This window comes from Sphingomicrobium aquimarinum, from assembly GCF_039655735.1.
Classification (GTDB): domain Bacteria; phylum Pseudomonadota; class Alphaproteobacteria; order Sphingomonadales; family Sphingomonadaceae; genus Sphingomicrobium; species Sphingomicrobium aquimarinum.
Window position 1 is genome coordinate 141353 of record NZ_JBBYXH010000002.1, and the last position, 21907, is coordinate 163259.

Sequence of the window (21907 nt, forward strand, 5' to 3'; positions counted from 1 at the left end):
CTATTCCTCCGAATCGTCCCTGCGATATTCCGGATTGGGCCATCCGGGTTTCGAGCCGTCGTCCCACTCGGTGCGCACATTCCCCACCGCTGGCACCCCGCCCTGGTCCTTCAGCATCTTCGCGAAATGCAGGAGATTGAAGGCCATGAAGGTCGTATTGCGCTGCGTGAAGACATTGTCGAAGCCGACCCGCCCGTTCCCGTTCTTCTTTTCATCGCCATAGCTCGGTCCGGGGCCAGCCTCGCCGATCCACCCGCAGTCGGCCTGCGGGGGGATGGTGTAGCCGACATGGCTCATGGCGTAGAGGCATCCGGCCGCGACATGTTTGATGCCGTCCTCGTTGCCGGTCACGACGCACCCGCCGACCTTCCCGTAGAAGCGGTACTGGCCCTTGTCGTTGGTCTGCCCCGAATGGGCGTACAGTTTCTCGATGAAGCCTTGCGCCAGCGATGATTTCTCGCCCAGCCAGATCGGCGTTCCAAGCACGAGGATGTCGGCATCGAGAACGCGGTCGCAGATCTTCGGCCAGTCGTCGCGCTCCCATCCATGCTCGGTCATGTCCGGATAGACGCCGGGCGCCAGCAGATGGTCCGACAGTCGCAGGCGATCGATGCCGACACCGCCGCGGGTGAAAATCTCGTCGACCACGTCGAGGAGCGTGTCGGTGTGGCTATCCTCGCCGGGAGGCTTCAGGCTCGCGTTGACGAGCACCGCCTTCAGCCCCGTGAAGTCAACCTCGGAGGCCTCGCAGATGGTCGCCTGTTGCTCGCTCAATCGGGTCATTGCCTTGTCCTTCCTCGCCTCAATCACTGTGGCCTACGCGTACGAACGCCGAATGTTACGCCGGCGAACGTGTTTTTTTGGGGAAAAACGGGTCGACTTGCCCTGCAACCTCTGGCTATCACCCCCCGCATGGCAAAGACCCCGCAGCAGGTTCAGCAGGAAGAGAAGCGCGCCGGAGTGGCGTTGATCGCCGCCGCGGCACTCGCGCTCATCGCGGCCAACTCGCCTCTGGCCGAGACCTACCAGCATTTCCTCGAATTCAAGTTCGGACCGGAATGGCCGCGGTTCGGCGTCTTCAGTGTGGAATATTGGGTAATCGACGGCCTGATGGCGGTCTTCTTCCTGCTCGTCGGGTTGGAGGTGAAGCGCGAGTGGTTCGAAGGACGACTGGCCGACAGCCAGGCCCGCCGCCTGCCGATCATTGCGGCCATCGGCGGGATGGCGATCCCCGCGCTCGTCTACGCCTTCGTCGTCGGCTTCGATCCGGAGCGTATCAACGGCTGGGCGATCCCCGCCGCCACCGATATCGCCTTCGCGATCGGCGTGCTCGCGATCCTCGGGCGGTTCGCGCCCGCCTCGATCAAGCTGCTGCTCGTCACCATCGCGATCGTCGACGATATCGGCGCCGTCATTATCATTGCGGTGTTCTATACCGCCGACCTCAACACTTGGGCGCTGGGCGGCGCGCTGGGCGTCACGCTGATCATGTCGGTGATGGCGCTTTACGGTGTGCGGCGGCTGATCTGGTATCTCATCGGCTTCGCGATCCTCTGGTATCTCGTGCTCGCCAGCGGCGTCCACGCCACCATCGCAGGCGTCATCGCCGCGCTGACCATCCCGCTGGGCCGGGGCGAGAAGAAGTCGCCGCTGCGCCAGCTGGAGCATGACATCCACCCGTGGGTCATGTTCGTCATCGTCCCCATCTTCGGTTTCGTCGCCGCGGGCGTGAAGCTGCCGAGCAATTTCGGCGCGATCTTCTCGCCCGTCGAGTTGGGCGTCATGCTGGGGCTGTTCATCGGCAAGCAGATCGGTGTGTTCGGCGCGATCTACGGCGCTTGCAAGGCCGGCCTCGCGTCGCGCCCCCGCGGCACGCGCTGGGCACAGATCTACGGGGCTGCGGCGCTGTGCGGGATCGGGTTCACGATGAGCCTGTTCATCGGCAAGCTCGCCTTCCCGGACAATCCGGAGATGGTCGACGCTGCGAAGATCGGGACGCTGGCAGGTTCGCTGTTGAGCGCGTTGCTGGGCTATTCGATCCTGCGCTTCACGCCGCCCACTCCAAGCACGAGCGACGAGATCGACCGTGCGGACGATGTCTTCGTGGCAGACGATGAATTGAAGGAACGGGCGAGCTAGAAGCGCGTGTCCGCCGGATAGCCCGCAAGAAAGTCATTGTCCGCGGCGAAGTTGGTGAAGCTCATCGACATGGAGGCGTCGAGCGCCTCTACATGATGCCACCAGCCGATCGGCAGGAAGATCGCCTCGCCCGGACCGATGACCGTCTCGAGCATCGGCGGGAGCGAGGGATTGTCCGCCGCCGTCGACCAGTGGCTCGGGTCGCGACCGGAGAAGCAATGGATGAAATTCTTCATCCGTCCGACTTCCCAGCTCGGCACCATGCGAACCCGCTTGCGGCCCTTGACCTGCACCAGCAGATTGTTGGTGAGGTCGTGATGGAAGGGCGTCAGCGTGCCCTTGGGTCCCATCCAGAAGAAACCCTCGTTGCCGCCACCTGCCGACAGGATGGAAACGGGGCCGAGATCCTTCCATAGCGGGGCAAGAGTCTGCTTGTTCGTGCTGTCGTTATAGGCGGTGACGTAAAAGTCGTTGCTCGGCTCGTCACCCAGCGCACGTAGGCGCTCAGTGATCTCGCGCATCGGCACGATCCGCCGGTGGCGATCCTTGGCAATCTCGTAATCTGCCGCGCTCTCGCGCTTCTCCTGCACCTCGACCATGCGGTCGCCGACAAGCTTATCGAGATAGTCGAGATCCCACGTCCCAAGCGCGTCCCAGCGATCGACCAGCCCCGTCAGCTTCACCGGCCGGTTGGCGAGGTAATAGGCATCGAGAAAATGCTGCGGATCGATGCACTCCTCTTGCGCGATGGAGAGGTCGCCCGAGCGCTGTGCCGCGAGCTTTCCGTAGAGCCGCAGCGTCCAGTCGCGCTTGGCCAACCGGCGCGATGCCTTGATGAGCGCATGGGCATAGGAATCCTTCTCCAGCCGCTTCAACTCATAGTCGGCCTTCGCCGGCGAGGCGCCGTCCGCGATCAACCGGTCGCGAAGTTCCGTCTCGCTCGCGCCCTCGAGCAACGCGTCGGCAATCATGTCCTTCATCGTGGTCATCCGCACACCCTAACGCAGGGGATCCCTCGCGACGACCGCAATCTGCCGCGGCGATGCGTGCCCTTCGGACAAAAAAAAGGACGGCGGAGCGCGCTGCCCCGCCGCCCTTCGATCAGGTTCGTCACCCTAGAGCTTGCTGGTTAGCTCCGGTACCGCCTCGAAGAGGTCGCCGACATAGCCGACGTCCGCGACCTGGAAGATCGGGGCTTCCTCGTCCTTGTTGATAGCGATGATGACCTTGCTGTCCTTCATCCCGGCCAGGTGCTGGATCGCGCCCGAGATACCGATCGCGATATACACTTCGGGCGCCACGATCTTGCCCGTCTGGCCGACCTGATAGTCGTTGGGCGCGTAGCCCGCATCGACCGCCGCGCGGCTGGCACCGATGGCGGCGTCCAGTTTGTCGGCGAGCGGGTCGAGCAACTCGTGGAATTTCTCCGCCGAGCCGAATGCACGTCCGCCCGAGACGACGACGCCTGCGCTGGTGAGATCGGGACGATCGCCCTCGCTCTCGGTGGCCGAGACGAAATCGGATTTGCCTGCGGCACCACCGACATCGAGTGCGGAGACACTGCCAGAGCCGCCTTCCGCCGCAGCCTTTTCAAAGGACGTGCCGCGCACGGTGATGACCTTCTTGGCGTCCGCGCTTTCGACGGTCGCGATGGCGTTGCCTGCGTAGATGGGCCGAGTGAAGCTGCTCTCGCCTTCGACCGAGATGATATCGCTGATCGGCGACACATCGAGCTTGGCGGCGACGCGCGGCGCGATATTCTTGCCTGTGGTGGTCGCGGCCGCGAGAAAGGCATCGTAGCCCTCCATCGCCGAAACGATCACCGGCGTGACTTCCTCGGCCAGCTGGTGCTTGAGATGCGCGCCCTCGGCGACATGGACAGTGCCCACCCCGTCGATCTTCGACGCGGCATCGCCGATCCCGCTCACCCCTTCGCCGAGAACGAGCAGATCGACATCGCCCAGCTTCTTGGCAGCGGTTATCGCGCTCAGCGTGGCGTCCGAAACGGCGGCACCGTCATGTTCGACATAAACAAGCGTCTTCATTACGCGACCCCCATTTCTTTCAGTTTGGCGACGATCGCATCGACGCTCTCGACCTTCTCGCCCGCCTCGCGCTTGGGCGGTTCGGCAACCTTGGTGATGGTGAGGCGGCGACCGACATCGACGCCGTAATCGTCGGGCGACTTGGTATCGAGCGGCTTCTTCTTGGCCTTCATGATGTTGGGCAACGAGGCGTAGCGCGGCTCGTTCAGGCGAAGATCGGTCGTGACCACCGCCGGCAGCGACAGGCTGACCGTCTCGAGCCCGCCATCGACCTCACGCGTGACGGCGATCTTGCCGTCGGACGGCTCGACCTTGCTCGCGAATGTGCCCTGCGGCCACTCGAGCAACGCGGCGAGCATCTGGCCCGTCGCGTTGGTGTCGTCGTCGATCGCCTGCTTGCCGAGGATGACCATGTCGGGGCTCTCTTCGGCCACGATTTTCTCGAGCAGCTTGGCGACGCCCAGCGGCTCGACGTCCTCGTCGGTCTGTACCAGGATGGCGCGGTCGGCACCCATCGCCAGCGCGGTGCGGAGCGTCTCCTGCGCCTTGGCCGGGCCGACCGAGACCGCGACGATCTCCTCGGCGGTCCCGGCTTCTTTCAACCGGACGGCTTCCTCGACGGCGATTTCGTCGAAGGGGTTCATGCTCATCTTGACGTTGGCGAGATCGACTCCGCTGCCATCGGGCTTGATGCGCGGTTTGACATTATAGTCGATCACCCGTTTGACGGCGACCAGCAGCTTCATGGGGCTTGCTCTCCTGAATTGATTTTCTCGGGCGCGATATGCTTGTCCCAGAAGCGCGCGTCAAACCGCCAAAGTTCCGTAGCGGCACGGAGCCGCAACGAATCACCCGGCGCGCCGTTGAGGCCTTCATGAGCACGCACAAAGGCAGCGGCGACTACGAAGTCCATTCGATCGCGGACATTCTCGATTGTCTCGAGAAAGTCGGCGAGGAAAAGGGCGAGGTGTCGGTCGGTGACATGGCCGATGCGTTCGGGACGCGTACCTACGCGCCGTTCATGATCGTCCCCGCACTGCTCGAACTCTCGCCGATCGGCGCGATCCCCGGTGTCCCGACCTTCCTCGCTATCACCATCGCTATCTTCGCGGTGCAGATGCTGCTCGGGCGCGATCATATCTGGATACCCGGCGTGATCGAGAATCGCGAGGTCAACGGCGACAAGCTCAAGAAGGCCGCCGAGAAGGTAGAGCCGATCGCCGAACGCATGGACTCATGGTTCCACAAGAGGCTGCGCAAGCTGACCCGCGGCGTCTTCATCAAGCTTGCGGCCGTCGTAATCCTGCTTTTGTGCTTCGCCGTCCCGCCGCTCGAATTCCTGCCATTTGCCAGCGCCGGCCCTATGCTGGCGATCGTCTTCATCGGCCTCGCGCTCTTGGTGCGCGACGGAATCCTGTTGCTCGTCAGCGTGACCGTGGGGCTTGCGGCGGTGGGCTTCGGATTGAGCCAACTGCTGATGGGCGGTGGAGGCTAGGCCCGCTCGTCCCACTCGGCGTAGGCAGCGAACAGTTTCGGGAACGTCTCGGCGTCGGGGACCCCGTCGAATGCCTTTTGCGCCACCCCCGTGGCTCCGGGGAGCGCCTCTGACAGGTGAACCTCGATAAACGGACGGTGGGCCGCAGCATCGTCGAACTGGCTCGAGCGGACGTTCGCATAGCCCTCGAGGCCGTCGGGCGTGGTCCAGAGCCAACTGTGGCATTTCGCGCAATGCTGGTGGTCGGGGCCGGTTCCCAGCCCGCCGCGCACGGTTTGGCCCTCCAGAACCTCGACTTTGTCCCAAGGATAGAGGCTGCTGAGCGAGAAGGCCCCGCCGGTCATCTGCTGACAGCCGCGGCAATGGCAGGCCATCGTCACGAGGGGGCTACCGGTGGCGGCGAAGCGAACCGCGCCGCACCGGCAGCTTCCCTCGTAACGTTCGCTCATGCGGCCTCTTTGACCTGCGCGACGATCTTCTTGGCGGCATCGCCGAGATCGTCGGCGGCGATGATCGGGAGCCCCGAATTCGCCAGCACTTCCTTACCCTCGGCGACCTTGGTGCCTTCGAGACGGACGACCAGCGGCACGTCGAGTTCGACTTCCTTGGCCGCCGCGACGATGCCCTCGGCGATCGTGTCGCAGCGCATGATACCGCCGAAGATGTTGACGAGCACGCCCTTCACCGCCGGGTCCGACAAGATGATCTTGAAGGCCGCGGTGACCTTTTCCTTCGATGCGCCGCCGCCGACGTCGAGGAAGTTGGCGGGGAAGGCGCCGTTCAGCTTGATGATGTCCATCGTCGCCATGGCGAGGCCCGCGCCATTGACCATGCAGCCGATGTCGCCATCCAGTTTGATGTAGGCGAGGTCGTACTTCGACGCCTCGACCTCCATCGGGTCTTCCTCGGTAAGGTCGCGCAGTTCCTCAATGTCCTTGTGGCGGAACATCGCATTGCCGTCGAAGCCGACCTTGGCGTCGAGCACCAGCAGATCCTCGCCCGAGACGGCGAGCGGGTTGATCTCGATCTGGCTGGCATCGGTGCCGAGAAACGCCTTGTAGAGCGCTGCAGTGACCCTGGCGGCCTGCTTGGCGAGCCCGCCTTCGAGCCCCAGCGCGGCGGCGACCGAGCGGCCGTGATGCGGCATCAGGCCGGTGGCCGGGTCGACGAGGATGGTATGCACCTTTTCGGGCGTGTCGTGGGCGACCTGCTCGATGTCCATGCCGCCCTCGGGGCTGGCGACGATCGCGAGCTTTCCGCTCGCACGGTCCACGAGCATCGCGAGGTAGAATTCCTTGTCGATATCGACCCCGTCGGTGACGTAGAGCCGCTGGACTTCTTTGCCCTCGTCGCCCGTCTGCACCGTCACGAGCGTATTGCCGAGCATCTCCTTGGCCGCCGCTTCGACTTCCTCGAGGCTGCGCGCCAGCCGCACGCCACCCTTGGAGCCTTCGGGCAGTTCCTTGAAATGGCCCTTGCCGCGTCCACCCGCATGGATCTGCGCCTTGACGATCCAGAGGGGCCCCGGAAGGCGCTTGGCGGCCTCGACCGCCTCGGCGACGCTCATCGCGGGATGACCGTCGGGCACCGGCGCGCCATATTCCTTGAGGACGGTCTTGGCCTGATATTCGTGAATGTTCATGAGATCGGCATTCCTGCGCTTGTTCGGATGAAAGACTCGCTCGCGCCTAAAGCATATCACGGCCCCCGCGAAAACCCGCTAGAAGGGCCAACGCCGTGATTCCCCCGACCGCCTTTGATCCCACCGACCTGCCCGAACCGGGCGCCGACGGGCGCAAGATCATCCATGTCGACATGGATGCCTTCTTCGCCAGCGTCGAGCAGCGCGACGATCCTGCCTTGCGCGGCAAGCCCGTCGCGGTCGGCGGATCGACGGGGCGCGGCGTGGTCGCGGCGGCCAGCTACGAGGCACGCAAATATGGCGTGCGCTCGGCAATGCCGTCGGTCACGGCGAAGCGCAAATGCCCCGATCTCATCTTCGTGAAATCCCGCTTCGACGTCTATCGCGAGGTGTCGCAGCAGATCCGCGCCATCTTCGCCATCCACGCCGCAGAGGTCCAGCCGCTGTCGCTCGACGAAGCCTATCTCGACGTCACCGACGATCCCAAGGGGCTCGGCAGCGGTCGCGCCATCGCCGAGGACATCCGGCGCCGCATCAGGGAGGAAACCGACCTCACGGCATCGGCGGGCGTGTCCTACTGCAAGTTCATCGCCAAGCTCGCATCGGACCAGAACAAGCCCGACGGGCTGTGCGTCATCCCGCCCTCGAAGGGACCCGCCTTCGTCCAGAGCCTCCCCGTCAAGCGCTTTCACGGCGTGGGGCCGAAGACCGCCGAGCGCATGAACAGGCTCGGCATCCACACGGGGGCCGATCTTGCCTCATGGAAGATCGAGGAGTTGCGCGCGCGTTTCGGCTCCAGCGCCGACTGGTATTATCGCATCGCACGGGGGATCGACGAGCGCCCGGTCCGCTCGGAGCGCGTACGCAAGAGCTGCAGCGCCGAGCGGACGTTCGGCGCCGACGTGCGCGACCGGGCCGAATTGCTCGCCGAGCTCGACCGGGTCAGCGGGATCGCCTGGGAGCGAATCGACCGCGCCAGATTCATCGGGCGAACGGTGACGCTGAAGGTCAAATATGCCGATTTCGAAATCATCACCCGCGCGAAGAGCTTCGGGGGGCCGGTGCGCGAGGCGGAAACCTTTCACGCGGCGGGTCGTTCGCTGCTGATGCCATTGTTTCCATTGGCAAAAGGGGTCCGCCTACTCGGCCTGGGGCTGTCGTCGCCCGTGGAAGACGAGGACAGTGGCCCAAAGCAACTGGGACTGGCATTCGACTGACATTTCTGTTATATAATTGTTACGCAAAGCCGTCGCGACCATCGCGGCGGCGCTTTCATAGGAACACCAACCCGCTTGGCACAGACGAACCCGTTCGGGGGCGGTTCGATATTTTTGGCCCAAGCGATACAGCCCGGAGACCCACCATATGGCGAGCAAAGCTCTTCTTTTCGATGTCGGCGACTATGTCGTCTATCCCAAGCATGGCGTTGGGAAAGTGACCGAAATCCAGTCGACCGAGATCGCGGGCGCGCAGCTCGAACTCTACGTGCTGCGGTTCGAGAAGGAAAAGATGACGCTGCGCGTTCCCGTCGGCAAGGCCGAGAGCACCGGCATGCGCAAGCTGTCGAGCGACAAGGCCATGAAGGACGCGATGGAAACGTTGAAGTCCAAGCCCAAGGTCAAGCGCACCATGTGGTCGCGCCGCGCGCAGGAATATGAAGCCAAGATCAATTCGGGCGACCTCATCCTGATCGCCGAAGTGACCCGCGACCTCTTCCGCGCCGACGACCAGCCCGAGCAGAGCTATTCGGAGCGCCAGATCTTCGAAGCCGCCTCTTCGCGCCTCGCGCGCGAGCTGGCTGCGATGGAAAAGACCGACGAGCCGACCGCCTTGAAGAAGATCCTCAAGGTCCTCGATGCCGCCGCCAAGATCTGGAACGCGGAGAAAGAGGAAGCCTAAGAGCGTCCGGGGAACGCTCGACGCTTCCTCTGAAGCCTAATCCTTCTTCCCATCCCATCACCAAGGAGGCCCGGCCAGCGATGGTCGGGCCTTTTTGTTCGCGGCAATGACCCGACGTTGAAACCTCGGGACAAGGGGCTATGCTATCGTCTGCTTCATCTCTCGCGAAGGTGTGACGATGACTTTGCTCTCTCTTGCCCTGATGGGAATGGCCTGTCCCGAGGCACCGATCGAAGCGCGTGTCCACGCCTACACCGCCGAGCTTCTCGCCGGAACGACGGACTGTCTCGAACAGGCCATGACCGAAGAGTTTCTTTCCGCGATCGGCGGTCGCACGGCACTGCGAGGATTTGCCGAAAAGTTCGACGAACAGCTCGGGAGCGAACGCGAAGTGCTGTTCGAAACCGCCTTTCGCGAGGCGGGAAATGTCGATTTCTATCGCGTCAGTCGCTTTTCCAAGGTCGATTCCGTGACCTGGCGTTACGTGTTCGGTCGCGACGGGCGGATCGTCGCCATGTCGATCAAGCCCACGCCAACGCTCGCCGCTACCGGCGAGGCTGGTCCGCTCGCCAATCGCTACCGCCTGCCGCTCGGCACGTTGGCGCAAGGCGATCGCTGGTACGTCGCGTGGGGAGGCGAGCACCCGGTCTACAACAAGCATGCGCCATCGCCCGAGCAGCGTTACGCCCATGATTTCGTCGTCTCTCGAGCGGGCGAGGTGTTCGCCGGGGAAGGCGCGACCAACTCGGACCATTACTGCTTCGGGGTTCCGATCGTTGCCCCCGCCGGTGGAACGGTGTCGATCGCGATCGACGGGATCGAGGACAATGTTCCGGGCAAGCGCAACGACGATGAGCCCGCCGGCAACCATGTGATCATCGATCATGGCGACGGGGAATATTCGATGCTCGCTCACTTCAAGTCGGGCAGCGTAGCCGTCGCGGCGGGCGACACGGTCGCCGCCGGGCAGATGCTGGGCGAATGTGGCAACAGCGGGCGCAGCGATCTTCCCCATCTCCACTACCACCTCTCAACCGCGGCCGCCTACGGCGCGGGAGAGGGATTGCCGGTGCAATTCGAGGGATATTTTTCGGGCGAACGATGGGTCGGCTCGGGCACGCCGATCCGCGGCGACCTTCTTCTTACCGCACCGTCGCTCGCCGTATCGCGCTGAGCACTCTGGGCGCCCAACCCTTCGAACGCAGCGTCTTTACAAGCCTCGCAGTTCAGACTGGCCCGCAGTCGGCGTTGGTCGATATCCCATCTTGATTTCCCGCCCCATTACGCGTATTAGTCGTGCAATACAGTAACAGGGGACGCTTCGATGATCAAAGTCGCTACTGCTGCCATTCCACTCCTGGCCGGAGCCATTTCGAGCTGCATCGGCGTCGTTTCGAACGATAATGTCGACATGAAAGTCGGCGAGGACGTGACGCAGTCCGTGCAAGTCGACGATTTCACGCGCCTCGCCGTCGCCGGGCCTTACGAGGTGGTCGTCATGCCGGGAAAAGAGATCGCGATCGAGGCGGAGGGACCCGCCAACGTCATTCAATATACCGACTTTTCGGTCGAGGACGGACGGCTTCGTATCCGCCCGCGCAAGAATGACGGCTCGTCGATCCGCTGGGACGGCGATGCGTCGACGCTAATCCGGATCACCTCGCCTTCGCTCCAAGGCGCGTCGATCGCCGGATCGGGCTTCATCCAGATCGATCAGGTGACGGGCGACAGTTTCGACGGCGACGTGGCCGGATCGGGCGACCTGCGGATCCAGAACCTGAAGGTCGCCGCGGCCGACTTCGACATCGCCGGTTCCGGCGACATCCGCGCCAATGGCACCGCCGAGCGCTTTTCGATCGAGATCGCCGGCTCCGGCAGCTTCGAGAATCCAGAGTTGAACGCGCAGGAGGCCGACGTCTCGATCGCCGGTTCGGGCGATGTCGCCGCCAATGTGTCGCGGAGTGTCGCGATCTCGATCGCGGGATCGGGCGATGTGGATATCACCGGCGGCGCCAAGTGCACCGTGTCCAAGGTCGGCTCGGGCGACGTCAATTGCTCCTGAGACCACGCGCCTACTTCAAAAATTAACCATATGGAGCGATGCTTCTCTCCTATGAGAATCATCGCCCTTCTGCTGGCGCTCGTCGCCTTCGCCTCGCCCGCCCACGCCCAGTTCGGCGGCAGCCAGAACGAGCGGCGCTACACCGTCACCGAATTCGACAAGGTGCGCGTGGATGGCGGGTTCGCCGTCAAACTCACCACGGGACGCTCGCCCTTCGCCCTTGCCAAGGGCAGCCCCGCCGCGCTCGACAGCCTTTCGGTCAGCGTCAACGGCAAGACACTCGTCATCCGCCAATCGGGCAGCGCCTGGGGCGGCTATCCGGGCGAGGATCGCGGCGCGGTCAGCATCGAGATCGGCACCTACGACATCACACAGGCCTATGTGAACGGTGCGGGCGCGCTCGACATCGAAGCGGTCGACGGCTTCGAGCTGGGCGTGTCGGTGCAAGGGTCGGGCGCGGTGCGGATCGGACAGCTCGACGTCGACCGCTTCGACCTCATGCTCAACGGCGCGGCCAGTGCACAGATTGCAGGCAGCGCGGAAGACGGGACGATCGTCCTGCGCGGGGTGTCGGCACTGCGCGGCAGCGATCTCGACGTGCGCGACCTTAAGGTCGGTATCGATGGGCCCGGCTATGCCGAACTCGGCACCTCGCGCGCCGTGAAGCTAGACATGGTCGGGCCGGGCGAAGTGCGGTTTGCGGGACAACCCGCCTGCACGGTCACGGCCGCCGGATCGCCGACGATCCTCGGCTGCCGGCCCTAGACCAGCGCCAGCGCGGCCAGTTTGCCGTAAAGCCGCGGCGGGAGATCGGCGAGGCCCGAGCCGTCGTCGTCGGTTCCGGGCGCATCCTTGTCCTCGAGATAGCGCCACCCCTGGTGCGCGCGCTTGGGGATCGCGCCGCAGCCCTCGAGCTTTTCCGAGATGACGATATCCCAGCGCCCGTCGGAGCGTTCCTCGAACCGCAGCACCTTGGAGCGCGCGACGATGCGGTGCTTGACGATCCAGTGCAGCCGCCCGCCGTCCAAGACTTCGGCGTGGCGTACGGGTCGGCGTTTGGTGACGATCCGCACCTCGCCATCACGCGCGCGCGTCGCCATCCGCTTTTCCAGCGTCGGCAGCGTCTTCACGCCATAGGCAACCTTGGTGAGATGGACCGGCACGGCACATTAAGTGGCGCGAAAGTCAGGGATTTTCAAGCGGCTAGAGCAGTACCGCGCTCGCAAGGCCGAGAAAGGCGAGAAAGCCGAACGTATCGGTGACGGTCGTCACGAACACCGAACTCGCGACCGCCGGGTCGGCGCCGAAGCGGTCGAGAACTACGGGCACCAGCACCCCCGCCAGACCCGCGACCATGATGTTGAACAGGATCGCCACCGAAATCACCGCGCCGATCATCGGGTCGAGCACCAAGCCGACGCCTACACCCAGAATGGCGGCGATCGTCAGCCCGTTCAACATCGCGACCAGCCCCTCGCGGCGGATCGCGCGCATCCGGTTCGAGCCGGTCAGCTGATTGGTGGCGATGGCGCGCACCGTGACGGCAAGCGCCTGCGTCCCCGCATTGCCGCCCAAAGCCGCGACGATCGGCATCAGAGCGGCGAGAATGGCGAGCCGCGCGATCGTATCTTCGAACTGCGCGATGACGAAGGTCGCGAGCATGGCGGTGCCGAGATTGGCGATCAGCCAGCGCACGCGGTCGCGATACGCCTCGCGCACCGGCTCGTTGATGTCGCCCTCGCCCGCGCCCGACAGGAGCAGCGCATCCTCGCTGGCTTCTTCCTCGATGATATGGACGATGTCGTCGACCGTGATCATGCCGACGAGCCGCCCCGAGGCATCGACCACCGCCGCCGAGATGAGCGCATATTTCTGGAAGCGCAGCGCCACTTCTTCCTGGTCCATGTCGACCGGGATCAACGTCTGCTCTTCCTGCATGATGGCGGTGACCGGCGTCCCGCGCTGCGTGCGGAGCAAGGTCGACAGCCGGACGGTTCCGACCGGGCGATGCGCGGGGCCGACGACGAAGACCTCCCAGAAATCGTCGGTCAGTTCGTCCCCGCCCGAGCGAAGGTAATCGATGACCTGCCCGATCTCCCAATGTTCGGGCACCGCGATGAGGTCGCGCTGCATGATGCGGCCCGCGCTTTCCTCGGGAAAGGTCAGCGCCTCCTCGACCGCCGCACGGTCGTCGGGCTCCATCGCGTCGAGGATCGCTCGCTGGTCGGACTCGTCGAGATCCTCGAGCAGCGCGACCGCATCGTCGGTGTCCATGTCGCCGGTCAGTTCGGCGGCTTGGCCCGGGTCCATTTCCTCGACCACGAGCTCGCGGACATGCTCGTTCATCTCGGCATAGACGTCGGCGTCGAGGAGGCTTCCCAGCGCGCCGATCAGCGCAGGGCGGTCCTCGGGTTCGGCCAGTTCGATGAGGTCGGCGCGGTCGGCCGGGTGCAGTTCGGCGACCAGCGCGCACGCATCCTCGATGCGGCCCTCGCGGACGTCTGCAACGACCTCGCGGACGAAATCGGGGCGCAGCCGGTCCTCGGCGTCGTGGACCAGATCTTCCTCCAGAAGGGTCGTATCGTCGCTCATTCTCGCCCTCCTTTCCGCCAGCCGCCCCCTCCTATGCGCGTGCGGGCAACCAAGCAACAACACTTGCGCCTTCTGTGTTAGTGATATAATACAGTAAGCATCCTATGCATTCGAACGGGGATAAAAGACGATGAAACCGACCATGATTGCCGCAGCCGCGATGCTCACGCCGGCACTTGCCGCCTGTCAGACCGCGACGCCAGCCGCCGTGGCTCAAGCGCCCGTGCGTGCCTCGCTGCTCATCGAGGACGTGACGGTCATCGATCCCGAGCGCCGCACCGTCACCGCAGGCCAGGACGTACTGATCGATGGCGACCGGATCATTGCCGTCGTGCCGCACGAAAGCATTGCGATCGCTGCCGAGCGAACGGTCGTGGCGAGCGGCCATTATCTCATGCCCGGCCTGTTCGACATGCACACCCATTCGAGCTTCGCGCCCGTCCACCGTTCCAGCCTCAAGCTGATGCGTGCCAATGGCGTCACGGGCGCGCGCGAGATGGGCAGCGACTGCAAGGGCGGCGAGGGCGGCCTCACGATGTGCCTCGATGCGATGCAGACCTCGCGGGCGGCGATCGAGGCGGGGGATCTCGTCGGACCGAGACTCCTCCAGCTCTCCTCGTCCAAGGTCAGCTCCAACCGGCCCGAGGATGCCGACGATGCGGTTGCCTACTATACGCCAACCGACGCCGATGAGGCGGCGGCCAGCGTCGCTTGGCTTGCCGAACGCGGGGCCGAACTCATCAAGATCAGCGAGGAGATGACCCCCGACGCCGTCCGCGGCCTCCTCGAAGCCGCCAACGCGGCGGAAATCGTGGTCGGCGGCCACGTCCCGCTGATGTTCTCGATCGGCGAGCTTTCCGCGCTCGGCCTCACATCGGTCGAACATGCGCGCGACTTGCCGCTCGACTGCTCGACCCACGGTGCAACCTTCCGCGCCGCCGTTGGTGCTGCGCTCAGGGGCGAAGGCGACTGGCCCGATCGCTCGGTCCTGCCTGCAAGAGCGCGCGATACGTTCGATGCCGGGACCTGCGCTGCGCAAGTCACCGCGATGGCCGCCAACGGAACCTACTACGTCCCCACGCACATCACCCGCGAGTTCGACGTGCGCGCGGGCGAGGCGGCATATGTCGAGGACGCACGCCGCCAGTATCTTCCCGCCATGCAACTCGAGCATTGGCAGGGCGATATCGAGCGCACCGCATCCGTGTCAGCCGAGCGCAAGGCCGACCTCGCCGACTTCTTCGCCCTCGGCCTGCGCACTACCAAGATCGCGCACGATGCCGGCGTGAAGGTCATGGTCGGCACCGACGCCAACGACACCATGACCTTTCCGGGTTTTTCGGTGCATGACGAGATGCGCCACCTCGTCGCCGCTGGCTTGTCCGAAATGGACGTGCTGCGCGCCGCGACCACCGTGCCGGCCGACTATCTCGGTCGATCGGACGATTTCGGCGGGGTCCGTGCGGGCAAACTCGCCGACCTCCTGCTGCTCACCGCCAATCCGCTCGAAGACATCGACCATAGCGACGCGATCGCGGCGGTCATTTTCGACGGGCACCTCGATGATCGCGCAACGCTCGACCGGTATCTGAAGGACGTCCGCGATTGGGTGGCGCTGGCCAACGCCGAGGGGCAAGCGGGGGACGCGGACTAGCCATTCGCACGGGCGGCCCCTACATGCGCTCCTGAACCGTTTTTCACTTCAGGACATCTGCAGGAGCCGCCTTCATGGCCGATACGCTTACCCTTACCCTTTCGACCGGCGGCGACGTCGTCATCAAACTGCTGCCCGATCTCGCCCCCAACCATGTCGAGCGGATCACCAGCCTTGCCAAGGACGGCTTCTACGACGGCGTCGTGTTCCACCGCGTCATTCCGGGCTTCATGGCGCAGGGTGGCGATCCGACGGGCCAGGGCACGGGCGGCAGCGATCTGCCCGACCTGAAGGCCGAATTCTCGAGCCATCCGCACAAGCGCGGTACCTGCTCGATGGCGCGCACGCCCGACCCCAACTCGGCCAACAGCCAGTTCTTCATCTGCTTCGACGATGCGAGCTTCCTCGACAACCAGTACACCGTCTGGGGCGAGGTCGAGAGCGGCATGGAATATGTCGACCAGCTGCCGACGGGTGAACCCGTCCCCAATCCCGGCAAGATCGAAAAGGCGACCGTCAGCTAAGGATGACGCCGGTCACGCTCGTCACCGGCGCGTCGGCCGGTCTCGGCGCCGAATTCGCGCGGCGCTATGCCGGGCGGGGCGACCGGCTCGTGCTCGTGGCGCGCCGCAAGGATCGGATCGAGGAACTGGCGAGCGAGCTGGGGAATGCCCGGGCGGTCGCGATGGATCTGTCCGGGCCCGGGGCCGCCGCCGCGCTGATGGCCGACTGCACCGCCCAGGGCGAGACGGTCGCGCGACTCATCAACAATGCAGGGTTCGGCCTCGTCGGTCGCTTCGCTGAATTGGAAGGCGCTCAGCAGCGCTCGATGATCGACCTCAATTGCGGCGTGCTGACCGAGTTGGCGCATGCGGTCCTTCCCTCGATGCTGGAAGCCGGAGCGGGCGAGATCCTCAACGTGGCCTCGGTCGCGGCCTTCCAGCCGGGGCCCGGCATGGCGGTCTATTTCGCCACCAAGGCCTATGTGCTGAGCTTTTCAGAAGCGTTGCACGAGGAAGTCCGCGATGAGGGCATCAAGGTCAGCTGTCTGTGCCCCGGCCCGACTCGGACCGAATTCGGCGAGGTGGCGGGGTTCGAGGCTTCCAAGATGATGCAGCGCGCGATGGACAGCGTTTCGAAGGGCGCGCGCGAGGTGGTCGACGCGGGGATCGCGGGTCTCGATGCCAACAAGGCCGTCGTGGTGCCCGGCGCGGTGAATAAGATTTCCGCCAGTTCCAGCCGTTTTCTGCCCCGTGGCGTGGTCCGCCGCGCCGTCAACCTGTTGAAGAAATAACGCGGTTCATTTCGCGCTTGCACAATTTGTTGTGCAGTGCGATAAAGGTTTTGTCGAACTACGGTTCGACATCCTCTCCTGACGGGGCCCGATTGCTTCACGGCGGTCGGGTCCCTTTTTTTATCGCCGCGCCGTTCCCACGTGAACCTCGACCCTGTCCCCATGCATTGGACGGGAAACGCACGAGGAGTTCATCTTGGCCGAGGCCGATACCAAAACCAAATCCAACCGTGTCCAGGTTGCCAGCCTTCCCCCCGCCGACAGCGGACGCGGACTTGCCCGCCTGCCCGTCAGCGTCATGGAGGCACTGGGGCTCAAGGACGGCGACGTCATCGCGATCACGGGCAAGCGGATGACGCCCGCCCGCGCGATCCGCCCCTACAAGGACGACAAGGGCCTCGACATCGTCCGCCTCGACGGCCTCCAGCGGTCCAACGCCGGCATCGGCGCTGGCGATTTCGTGAGCGTCGAAAAGACCAAGTCACAGCCCGCACGCAAGGTCACCTTCGCGCCCGCCCAGAAGGGCGTGCGCCTGCAGGGCTCGACCGACGCATTGAAGCGCAGTTTCTTCGGCGCGCCGATCGTGAAGGGCGACCTCGTCGCCACCGCGGGACATCAGCGCATCAACACCGATATGCCAGAGGCCGTGCGCCAGATGCTTCAGGCACCCGCCTTCGCGCTCCAGGAAATCCGGTTGAAGGTCGTCGGCACCAAGCCCGACGGCATCGTCCATATCGACGCCGAGACCGAGATCGAACTGGTCGCGCCGGGCGAGAAGGTACGCGACGGCGAGCGGCCCGCGGTCACCTACGACGATCTGGGCGGCATGACCCCCACCATCGACGCGCTGCGCGAGATGGTCGAACTGCCGCTGCGCCATCCCGAACTGTTCCAACGCCTGGGCGTCGATCCGCCCAAGGGCGTGCTGCTCCACGGCCCGCCCGGCACCGGCAAGACCATGCTCGCGCGCGCCGTCGCCAACGAGAGCGATGCCGAATTCTTCCATATCGCCGGTCCCGAAGTGATGGGTTCTGCCTATGGCGAATCGGAAAAGAAGCTGCGCGAACTGTTCGAGAATGCCTCGAAAGCCGCACCGAGCATCGTCTTCATCGACGAAATCGATTCGATCGCGCCCAAGCGCGACAAGGTGCAGGGCGAGGCCGAGAAGCGCCTCGTCGCCCAGCTCCTGACGTTGATGGACGGGCTCGAGCCGCGCGCCAATCTCGTTGTCATCGCGGCGACCAATCGACCCGATGCGATCGACCCGGCACTGCGCCGCCCCGGACGCTTCGACCGCGAAATCGTGATCGGTGTCCCCGACGAAACCGGTCGCCGCGAGATCTTCGGCATCCACACTCGCGGCATGCCCCTGGACGAGGACGTCGATCTCGACCGGCTCGCCAGGCGCACCTACGGCTTCGTCGGCGCCGACATCGCCAGCCTCACGCGCGAAGCCGCGCTGGAATCGGTCCGCCGCATCATGCCGCGCCTCAATCTCGACGAGGAGACGATCCCCGACGAGATTCTCGAAACCCTTGCGGTCACTGCCGACGACTTCCGCGAAGCCTTGAAGCGCGTCCAGCCCTCGGCGATGCGCGAAGTGATGGTCCAGATGCCCAACATCGGCTGGGACGACATCGGCGGGCTCGACGAGTCGCGCGACAAGCTGAAGGAAGGCGTGGAATTGCCGCTGCGCCATCCCGACGCCTTCCGTCGTCTCGGCATCCGTCCTGCGCGGGGTTTCCTGCTCTATGGCCCGCCGGGCACCGGGAAGACGCTCCTCGCCAAGGCGACGGCGCGAGAATCGGAAGCCAATTTCATCGCCACCAAGTCGAGCGACCTCCTGAGCAAGTGGTATGGCGAAAGCGAGCAGCAGATCGCCCGCCTCTTCGCCCGCGCCCGTCAGGTGGCCCCCACCGTCATTTTCATCGACGAACTCGACAGCCTCGTCCCCGCACGTGGCGGATCGAATGGCGAGCCGCAGGTCACCGAGCGTGTCGTCAACACGATCCTGTCCGAAATGGACGGGCTCGAGGAGATGAACAATGTCGTGGTCATCGGCGCGACCAATCGGCCCAATCTCATCGACCCCGCACTGCTCCGTCCCGGCCGGTTCGACGAGCTGATCTACGTCGGCCCTCCCGCAAAGGAGGGGCGGCTGCAAATCCTGAAAATCCACACCGAAGGCATGCCGCTCTCAAGCGATGTCGATCTCGAGGCACTGGCGACGCGCACAAAGCGCTTTACCGGCGCCGATCTGGAAGATCTGACCCGTCGCGCGGGCCTGACCGCCATGCGGCGTGACATGGACAAGGCCGAGGTCTCGATGGCGGACTTCGAGGAAGCCCTGAAGGAAACGCGCGCCTCGGTGACGACCAAGATGCTCGAGCAGTACAAGAAAATTCGCGAGAACCTGAAGCAGGATGCCTTGAAGCCGCAGCCTACCATCGGTTTCATCTCGCCCGGAATGCTCGAGCCGCGTGAAGGCGGAAAAGGCGGCTACGACGACGGCGAGGAAGAGTGAAAGGCTAGAGGCGGCGGCTCCAGATCGCCATGACTACGAGGAGCCCCGCCGCCGCCACGAACGGCAGCCAGTCCGCGACCTCGTAGAGCAGGATGCCGATCGTCGGCGCGGCGACGAACGCCAGCCCGTTGGCGCTCGTCACGATGCCCGCGACCCCGCCCTGTTCGTCGAGACGGACGGCAAGACTGGCCCCCGCGGTAAAACCCGGGCGGGTGAAGCCGAAGCCGATGTTGGCGAGCGCGAAGCCAAGGACGATCCCGTAAAGGCTCGTCGCCAGCATCGTCCCGATGGTGCCGACCGCGGCGATTAGCGATCCCCAGACGATCAACTGGCGCGGGCCCAGCGCGAGCCGGGGAATGAGACCCCATTGGGCCGCCAGCGTCGCCGCGGCCCCCGCCAGCATCACCAGCGCGATCGACTGCTCCGATCCTACCGGCTCCAGCCCCAGCCGGTCGATCGTGAAAAAACCCATGATCGTGAGGATGCCGGCCATCGAATGATTGGTCAGGACGCCTGCCGTGATCCAGCCACGGATGCGCGGGTCGCGCCACTTCATCTTGGCGCGCGGACTGGTGGCGGCGCGCACGCTCGCGCCCGTCGGCGCGGTGGCGAGGCTCGGGTAGCTCATCGCCGCGCCGCGCCCGCGCCGCGGCCCGAGATCGTTCGGAAGCAGCGCGCCGACGGCGAGCAGGACGATCAATCCCAACCCCGCAAAGACGAACAAGGGTCCCGACAAACCGAGGACGGGGAGCACGAACAGCGGCGCGAGCGCCGGCCCGACGATCGTCCCCAGCGAGAAGCTCGAGGACAGGTTGGCAATCGCGCCGACGCGCGCCGATCGGCGTGTCCGGCTCGCCAGATAGGCCTGCGTCGCGCTCGGCGTCGCACAGCCGAAAATCCCGTACAGCGCGCGCGCCACGGCAAAGACGGCAAAAGTCAGCATCGGGCTCATCCACCCCTCGAGCCCCGCCCACAGGACGATTCCACACAGGAGCGTCGACAAGGTGAACCCCGCACCCACGCCCAGTTGGATGAGCGGCTTGCGCCCGCGCGTATCGCTCAGCGTCGCCCAGCGCGGCGCGAACAGCACCCACATCGCCGCCGACACGGTAAAGGTCAGCGCCACGACCACATCGGCGATCCCGATCGCGCGGCCGATCGCGGGCATCACGGACTGCAACGCGGTATTGCCCGCCGCCGCGATGAGCATCGCGGCATAGAGCAGGACGAACTGGCGTGTCGTGAGCGCGCTACCCGCGACCCGTCCGAACGGCGTCGCCGCGTTCATCAGTCGTCGCCGCCTAATGGCAGGTTCAGCCGCCGGCTGACGGTATAGTCCATCGTCGTGACGAGGAAGTTGGAGAGCGCCCAGATCGTGCGACGCCAGAAGGTGTCGCGCTTCTTGTGAACTTCCTTGGTGATCGCGCGGCTGTCGGTGAGCTCGTGGTCGATCCATTCGCGCATCAGCCGGGCCGCGTCCGCATCCTCGATCCGCAGCATCACTTCCATGTTGAGGAACAGGCTCCGGAAATCGAAGTTCGAGCTGCCGATATGCACCGCATCGTCGATCACGATGAGCTTGGAGTGCATCTTGGTTTTCTCATATTCGAAGATTTCGACGCCCGCATCGAGCAACTGGTGATAGCTGTGCCGCGCCGCCGCGATCGTGGCGTTGTTGTCCGACTTTGCCGGTGTCAGCAGCCGTACCGTGCCGCCTGCCCTCGACACCCGCTCGAGCCGCCGCAGCATCGCCGAGGAAGGAGAGAAATAGGCGGCGACGAGGTCGATCCGCTTGGCGCTCCACAGGTCGCGGATCATTCCTCCCGGCCACGGCGTATGACGCGGCCACGGGCCGGAAAACTGCCATTGCAGCGCCCCCTTGGTGGTACTGGCCTCGGCGATGATGTCGGACAGCGTGCGCAGATGCGCCTTGCCGTGCTTCATCCATTTGCGCACTTCCTCGAAATAATGCGCCAGCGCGGCGACCGCGTCCCCCTCGATCGTCAACCACAGGTCGCGCCATGCATTCTCATGGTCGCCGAGATAGTCTTTGGCCAGGTTCGCCCCGCCGATGATCGCCCGCCCGCCGTCGGCAATGAGGATTTTCTGGTGGTTGCGGATGAGATAGCGTCGCCCGACCCGTGCGTTGAACGCGAAGGCCTCGCCCCCCTCGTTTCGCAAGGGCGCGAAGAAGGCGTCCACGTCGTCGATGTCGCGCAGCCCGAACCCGTCGATGATGAGCCGCACCGCGACCCCGCGCGCCGCCGCGCGCACGAGCGCGTCGCGTATTTCGGTGCCGCAATCATCGTCCGCCATGTCGTAGAAGAGGAGGTCGAGCGTGTCCTTCGCGTCATCGACCCACTGGACGATCAGCGAGCGGCGCTGCTCGCCCGACGCGACGAGCGCCATGCGGTTGTCGTCGACGACAAAGCTGATTTCGCGCTCCATGACGAGCCTGATGGCCCCGCCCGCGCGGTGTCGCAAGCCTACGGGTCATATTTGACTCTTCGCGCTTGCGTCCCTATCTCGCGCGTTCGAAGATTTTCCCCTTTTTGAAAAGA

General features: G+C 64.8%; 21 protein-coding genes. 11 read left to right on the plus strand and 10 right to left on the minus strand.

What is annotated here, in order from left to right:
• Positions 1-783 carry a flavodoxin family protein gene (locus WJS89_RS06825; protein ID WP_346340196.1) on the minus strand — a complete coding sequence of 261 codons (783 nt, stop codon included), beginning with the start codon at positions 781-783 and terminating at the stop codon, positions 1-3.
• A 129-nt stretch (positions 784-912) separates the two neighbouring features.
• Here WJS89_RS06825 and nhaA point away from each other — a divergent pair, with 129 nt between their 5' ends.
• The gene (nhaA, locus tag WJS89_RS06830; protein WP_346340197.1) at positions 913-2139 is read left to right on the plus strand and encodes a Na+/H+ antiporter NhaA; all 1227 of its coding nucleotides are present in this window, start codon (positions 913-915) and stop codon (positions 2137-2139) included.
• Here the strand turns inward: nhaA and WJS89_RS06835 are convergent.
• The 3 genes from WJS89_RS06835 to WJS89_RS06845 form a co-directional block, all read right to left on the minus strand.
• Positions 2136-3128 carry a cupin-like domain-containing protein gene (locus tag WJS89_RS06835; RefSeq protein WP_346340198.1) on the minus strand — a complete coding sequence of 331 codons (993 nt, stop codon included), beginning with the start codon at positions 3126-3128 and terminating at the stop codon, positions 2136-2138. The two genes, nhaA and WJS89_RS06835, sit on opposite strands and share 4 nt — an antisense overlap.
• 126 nt (positions 3129-3254) lie before the next feature.
• Positions 3255-4184, minus strand: a complete 930-nt coding sequence (locus WJS89_RS06840) for an electron transfer flavoprotein subunit alpha/FixB family protein (RefSeq protein WP_346340199.1) — start codon at positions 4182-4184, stop codon at positions 3255-3257.
• Positions 4184-4930, minus strand: coding sequence for an electron transfer flavoprotein subunit beta/FixA family protein (locus WJS89_RS06845; RefSeq protein WP_346340200.1), 747 nt, complete (start codon positions 4928-4930; stop codon positions 4184-4186). The genes WJS89_RS06840 and WJS89_RS06845 overlap by 1 nt, the downstream gene beginning before the upstream one ends.
• 128 nt (positions 4931-5058) lie before the next feature.
• Between WJS89_RS06845 and WJS89_RS06850 the strand changes: the two genes are divergently transcribed.
• Positions 5059-5679 (plus strand): exopolysaccharide biosynthesis protein, encoded by a 621-nt coding sequence (locus WJS89_RS06850; RefSeq protein WP_346340201.1) that lies wholly within the window; start codon positions 5059-5061, stop codon positions 5677-5679.
• On the opposite strand, the gene WJS89_RS06855 is transcribed toward WJS89_RS06850, so the two are convergent.
• Both WJS89_RS06855 and sucC read right to left on the minus strand, forming a co-directional pair.
• Positions 5676-6128, minus strand: a complete 453-nt coding sequence (locus WJS89_RS06855) for a GFA family protein (RefSeq protein WP_346340202.1) — start codon at positions 6126-6128, stop codon at positions 5676-5678. The two genes, WJS89_RS06850 and WJS89_RS06855, sit on opposite strands and share 4 nt — an antisense overlap.
• On the minus strand, positions 6125-7321 hold the full coding sequence (gene sucC / locus WJS89_RS06860; RefSeq protein WP_346340203.1) for an ADP-forming succinate--CoA ligase subunit beta: 1197 nt from the start codon (positions 7319-7321) through the stop codon (positions 6125-6127). The genes WJS89_RS06855 and sucC overlap by 4 nt, the downstream gene beginning before the upstream one ends.
• A 95-nt stretch (positions 7322-7416) precedes the next feature.
• Between sucC and dinB the strand changes: the two genes are divergently transcribed.
• The 5 genes from dinB (at position 7417) to WJS89_RS06885 (ending at position 12047) form a co-directional block, all read left to right on the plus strand.
• Positions 7417-8538, plus strand: a complete 1122-nt coding sequence (dinB, locus tag WJS89_RS06865) for a DNA polymerase IV (RefSeq protein WP_346340204.1) — start codon at positions 7417-7419, stop codon at positions 8536-8538.
• Positions 8539-8686: 148 nt separating this feature from the next.
• Entirely contained in the window at positions 8687-9220 is a 534-nt protein-coding gene (locus tag WJS89_RS06870) for a CarD family transcriptional regulator (protein ID WP_346340205.1), read from the plus strand.
• A 178-nt stretch (positions 9221-9398) separates the two neighbouring features.
• The gene (locus WJS89_RS06875) at positions 9399-10394 is read left to right on the plus strand and encodes a M23 family metallopeptidase (protein WP_346340206.1); all 996 of its coding nucleotides are present in this window, start codon (positions 9399-9401) and stop codon (positions 10392-10394) included.
• Positions 10395-10544: 150 nt separating this feature from the next.
• The gene (locus WJS89_RS06880) at positions 10545-11282 is read left to right on the plus strand and encodes a head GIN domain-containing protein (protein ID WP_346340207.1); all 738 of its coding nucleotides are present in this window, start codon (positions 10545-10547) and stop codon (positions 11280-11282) included.
• 51 nt (positions 11283-11333) lie between these two features.
• Positions 11334-12047, plus strand: a complete 714-nt coding sequence (locus WJS89_RS06885) for a GIN domain-containing protein (protein WP_346340208.1) — start codon at positions 11334-11336, stop codon at positions 12045-12047.
• Here the strand turns inward: WJS89_RS06885 and WJS89_RS06890 are convergent.
• Both WJS89_RS06890 and mgtE read right to left on the minus strand, forming a co-directional pair.
• Positions 12044-12445 (minus strand): DUF1489 family protein, encoded by a 402-nt coding sequence (locus WJS89_RS06890; RefSeq protein ID WP_346340209.1) that lies wholly within the window; start codon positions 12443-12445, stop codon positions 12044-12046. The two genes, WJS89_RS06885 and WJS89_RS06890, sit on opposite strands and share 4 nt — an antisense overlap.
• 40 nt (positions 12446-12485) lie before the next feature.
• On the minus strand, positions 12486-13874 hold the full coding sequence (mgtE, locus tag WJS89_RS06895; protein WP_346340210.1) for a magnesium transporter: 1389 nt from the start codon (positions 13872-13874) through the stop codon (positions 12486-12488).
• A gap of 130 nt (positions 13875-14004) precedes the next feature.
• Here mgtE and WJS89_RS06900 point away from each other — a divergent pair, with 130 nt between their 5' ends.
• From WJS89_RS06900 to WJS89_RS06915, 4 genes are all read left to right on the plus strand, one after another.
• A complete protein-coding gene (locus WJS89_RS06900; protein ID WP_346340211.1) occupies positions 14005-15528 on the plus strand; it encodes an amidohydrolase family protein in 1524 nt (507 codons plus the stop codon).
• 74 nt (positions 15529-15602) lie between these two features.
• Positions 15603-16052, plus strand: coding sequence for a peptidylprolyl isomerase (locus WJS89_RS06905; protein WP_346340212.1), 450 nt, complete (start codon positions 15603-15605; stop codon positions 16050-16052).
• Positions 16053-16054: 2 nt separating this feature from the next.
• On the plus strand, positions 16055-16822 hold the full coding sequence (locus tag WJS89_RS06910; RefSeq protein ID WP_346340213.1) for an SDR family NAD(P)-dependent oxidoreductase: 768 nt from the start codon (positions 16055-16057) through the stop codon (positions 16820-16822).
• Between the two features lie 196 nt (positions 16823-17018).
• Complete coding sequence (locus tag WJS89_RS06915; RefSeq protein ID WP_346340214.1) at positions 17019-19346, plus strand: CDC48 family AAA ATPase; 2328 nt, start codon at positions 17019-17021, stop codon at positions 19344-19346.
• Between the two features lie 4 nt (positions 19347-19350).
• Here WJS89_RS06915 and WJS89_RS06920 read toward each other — a convergent pair whose 3' ends face one another.
• Both WJS89_RS06920 and WJS89_RS06925 read right to left on the minus strand, forming a co-directional pair.
• Positions 19351-20634, minus strand: a complete 1284-nt coding sequence (locus WJS89_RS06920) for an MFS transporter (protein WP_346340215.1) — start codon at positions 20632-20634, stop codon at positions 19351-19353.
• Complete coding sequence (locus WJS89_RS06925) at positions 20634-21794, minus strand: phospholipase D-like domain-containing protein (protein WP_346340216.1); 1161 nt, start codon at positions 21792-21794, stop codon at positions 20634-20636. The genes WJS89_RS06920 and WJS89_RS06925 overlap by 1 nt, the downstream gene beginning before the upstream one ends.
• Positions 21795-21907: the final 113 nt, after the last annotated feature.

Excerpts from the sequence above, each read along its gene's own strand:
- WJS89_RS06925 (WP_346340216.1), bottom strand. The coding sequence starts at position 21,794 with ATGGAGCGCGAAATCAGCTTTGTCGTCGACGACAACCGCATGGCGCTC.
- WJS89_RS06840 (WP_346340199.1), bottom strand. The coding sequence starts at position 4,184 with ATGAAGACGCTTGTTTATGTCGAACATGACGGTGCCGCCGTTTCGGAC.
- WJS89_RS06905 (WP_346340212.1), top strand. The coding sequence starts at position 15,603 with ATGGCCGATACGCTTACCCTTACCCTTTCGACCGGCGGCGACGTCGTC.
- WJS89_RS06855 (WP_346340202.1), bottom strand. The coding sequence starts at position 6,128 with ATGAGCGAACGTTACGAGGGAAGCTGCCGGTGCGGCGCGGTTCGCTTC.
- WJS89_RS06910 (WP_346340213.1), top strand. The coding sequence starts at position 16,055 with ATGACGCCGGTCACGCTCGTCACCGGCGCGTCGGCCGGTCTCGGCGCC.
- WJS89_RS06875 (WP_346340206.1), top strand. The coding sequence starts at position 9,399 with ATGACTTTGCTCTCTCTTGCCCTGATGGGAATGGCCTGTCCCGAGGCA.
- sucC (WP_346340203.1), bottom strand. The coding sequence starts at position 7,321 with ATGAACATTCACGAATATCAGGCCAAGACCGTCCTCAAGGAATATGGC.
- WJS89_RS06850 (WP_346340201.1), top strand. The coding sequence starts at position 5,059 with ATGAGCACGCACAAAGGCAGCGGCGACTACGAAGTCCATTCGATCGCG.
- WJS89_RS06880 (WP_346340207.1), top strand. The coding sequence starts at position 10,545 with ATGATCAAAGTCGCTACTGCTGCCATTCCACTCCTGGCCGGAGCCATT.
- mgtE (WP_346340210.1), bottom strand. The coding sequence starts at position 13,874 with ATGAGCGACGATACGACCCTTCTGGAGGAAGATCTGGTCCACGACGCC.
- WJS89_RS06845 (WP_346340200.1), bottom strand. The coding sequence starts at position 4,930 with ATGAAGCTGCTGGTCGCCGTCAAACGGGTGATCGACTATAATGTCAAA.
- WJS89_RS06920 (WP_346340215.1), bottom strand. The coding sequence starts at position 20,634 with ATGAACGCGGCGACGCCGTTCGGACGGGTCGCGGGTAGCGCGCTCACG.
- WJS89_RS06870 (WP_346340205.1), top strand. The coding sequence starts at position 8,687 with ATGGCGAGCAAAGCTCTTCTTTTCGATGTCGGCGACTATGTCGTCTAT.
- WJS89_RS06835 (WP_346340198.1), bottom strand. The coding sequence starts at position 3,128 with ATGACCACGATGAAGGACATGATTGCCGACGCGTTGCTCGAGGGCGCG.
- WJS89_RS06825 (WP_346340196.1), bottom strand. The coding sequence starts at position 783 with ATGACCCGATTGAGCGAGCAACAGGCGACCATCTGCGAGGCCTCCGAG.
- nhaA (WP_346340197.1), top strand. The coding sequence starts at position 913 with ATGGCAAAGACCCCGCAGCAGGTTCAGCAGGAAGAGAAGCGCGCCGGA.
- WJS89_RS06900 (WP_346340211.1), top strand. The coding sequence starts at position 14,005 with ATGAAACCGACCATGATTGCCGCAGCCGCGATGCTCACGCCGGCACTT.
- WJS89_RS06885 (WP_346340208.1), top strand. The coding sequence starts at position 11,334 with ATGAGAATCATCGCCCTTCTGCTGGCGCTCGTCGCCTTCGCCTCGCCC.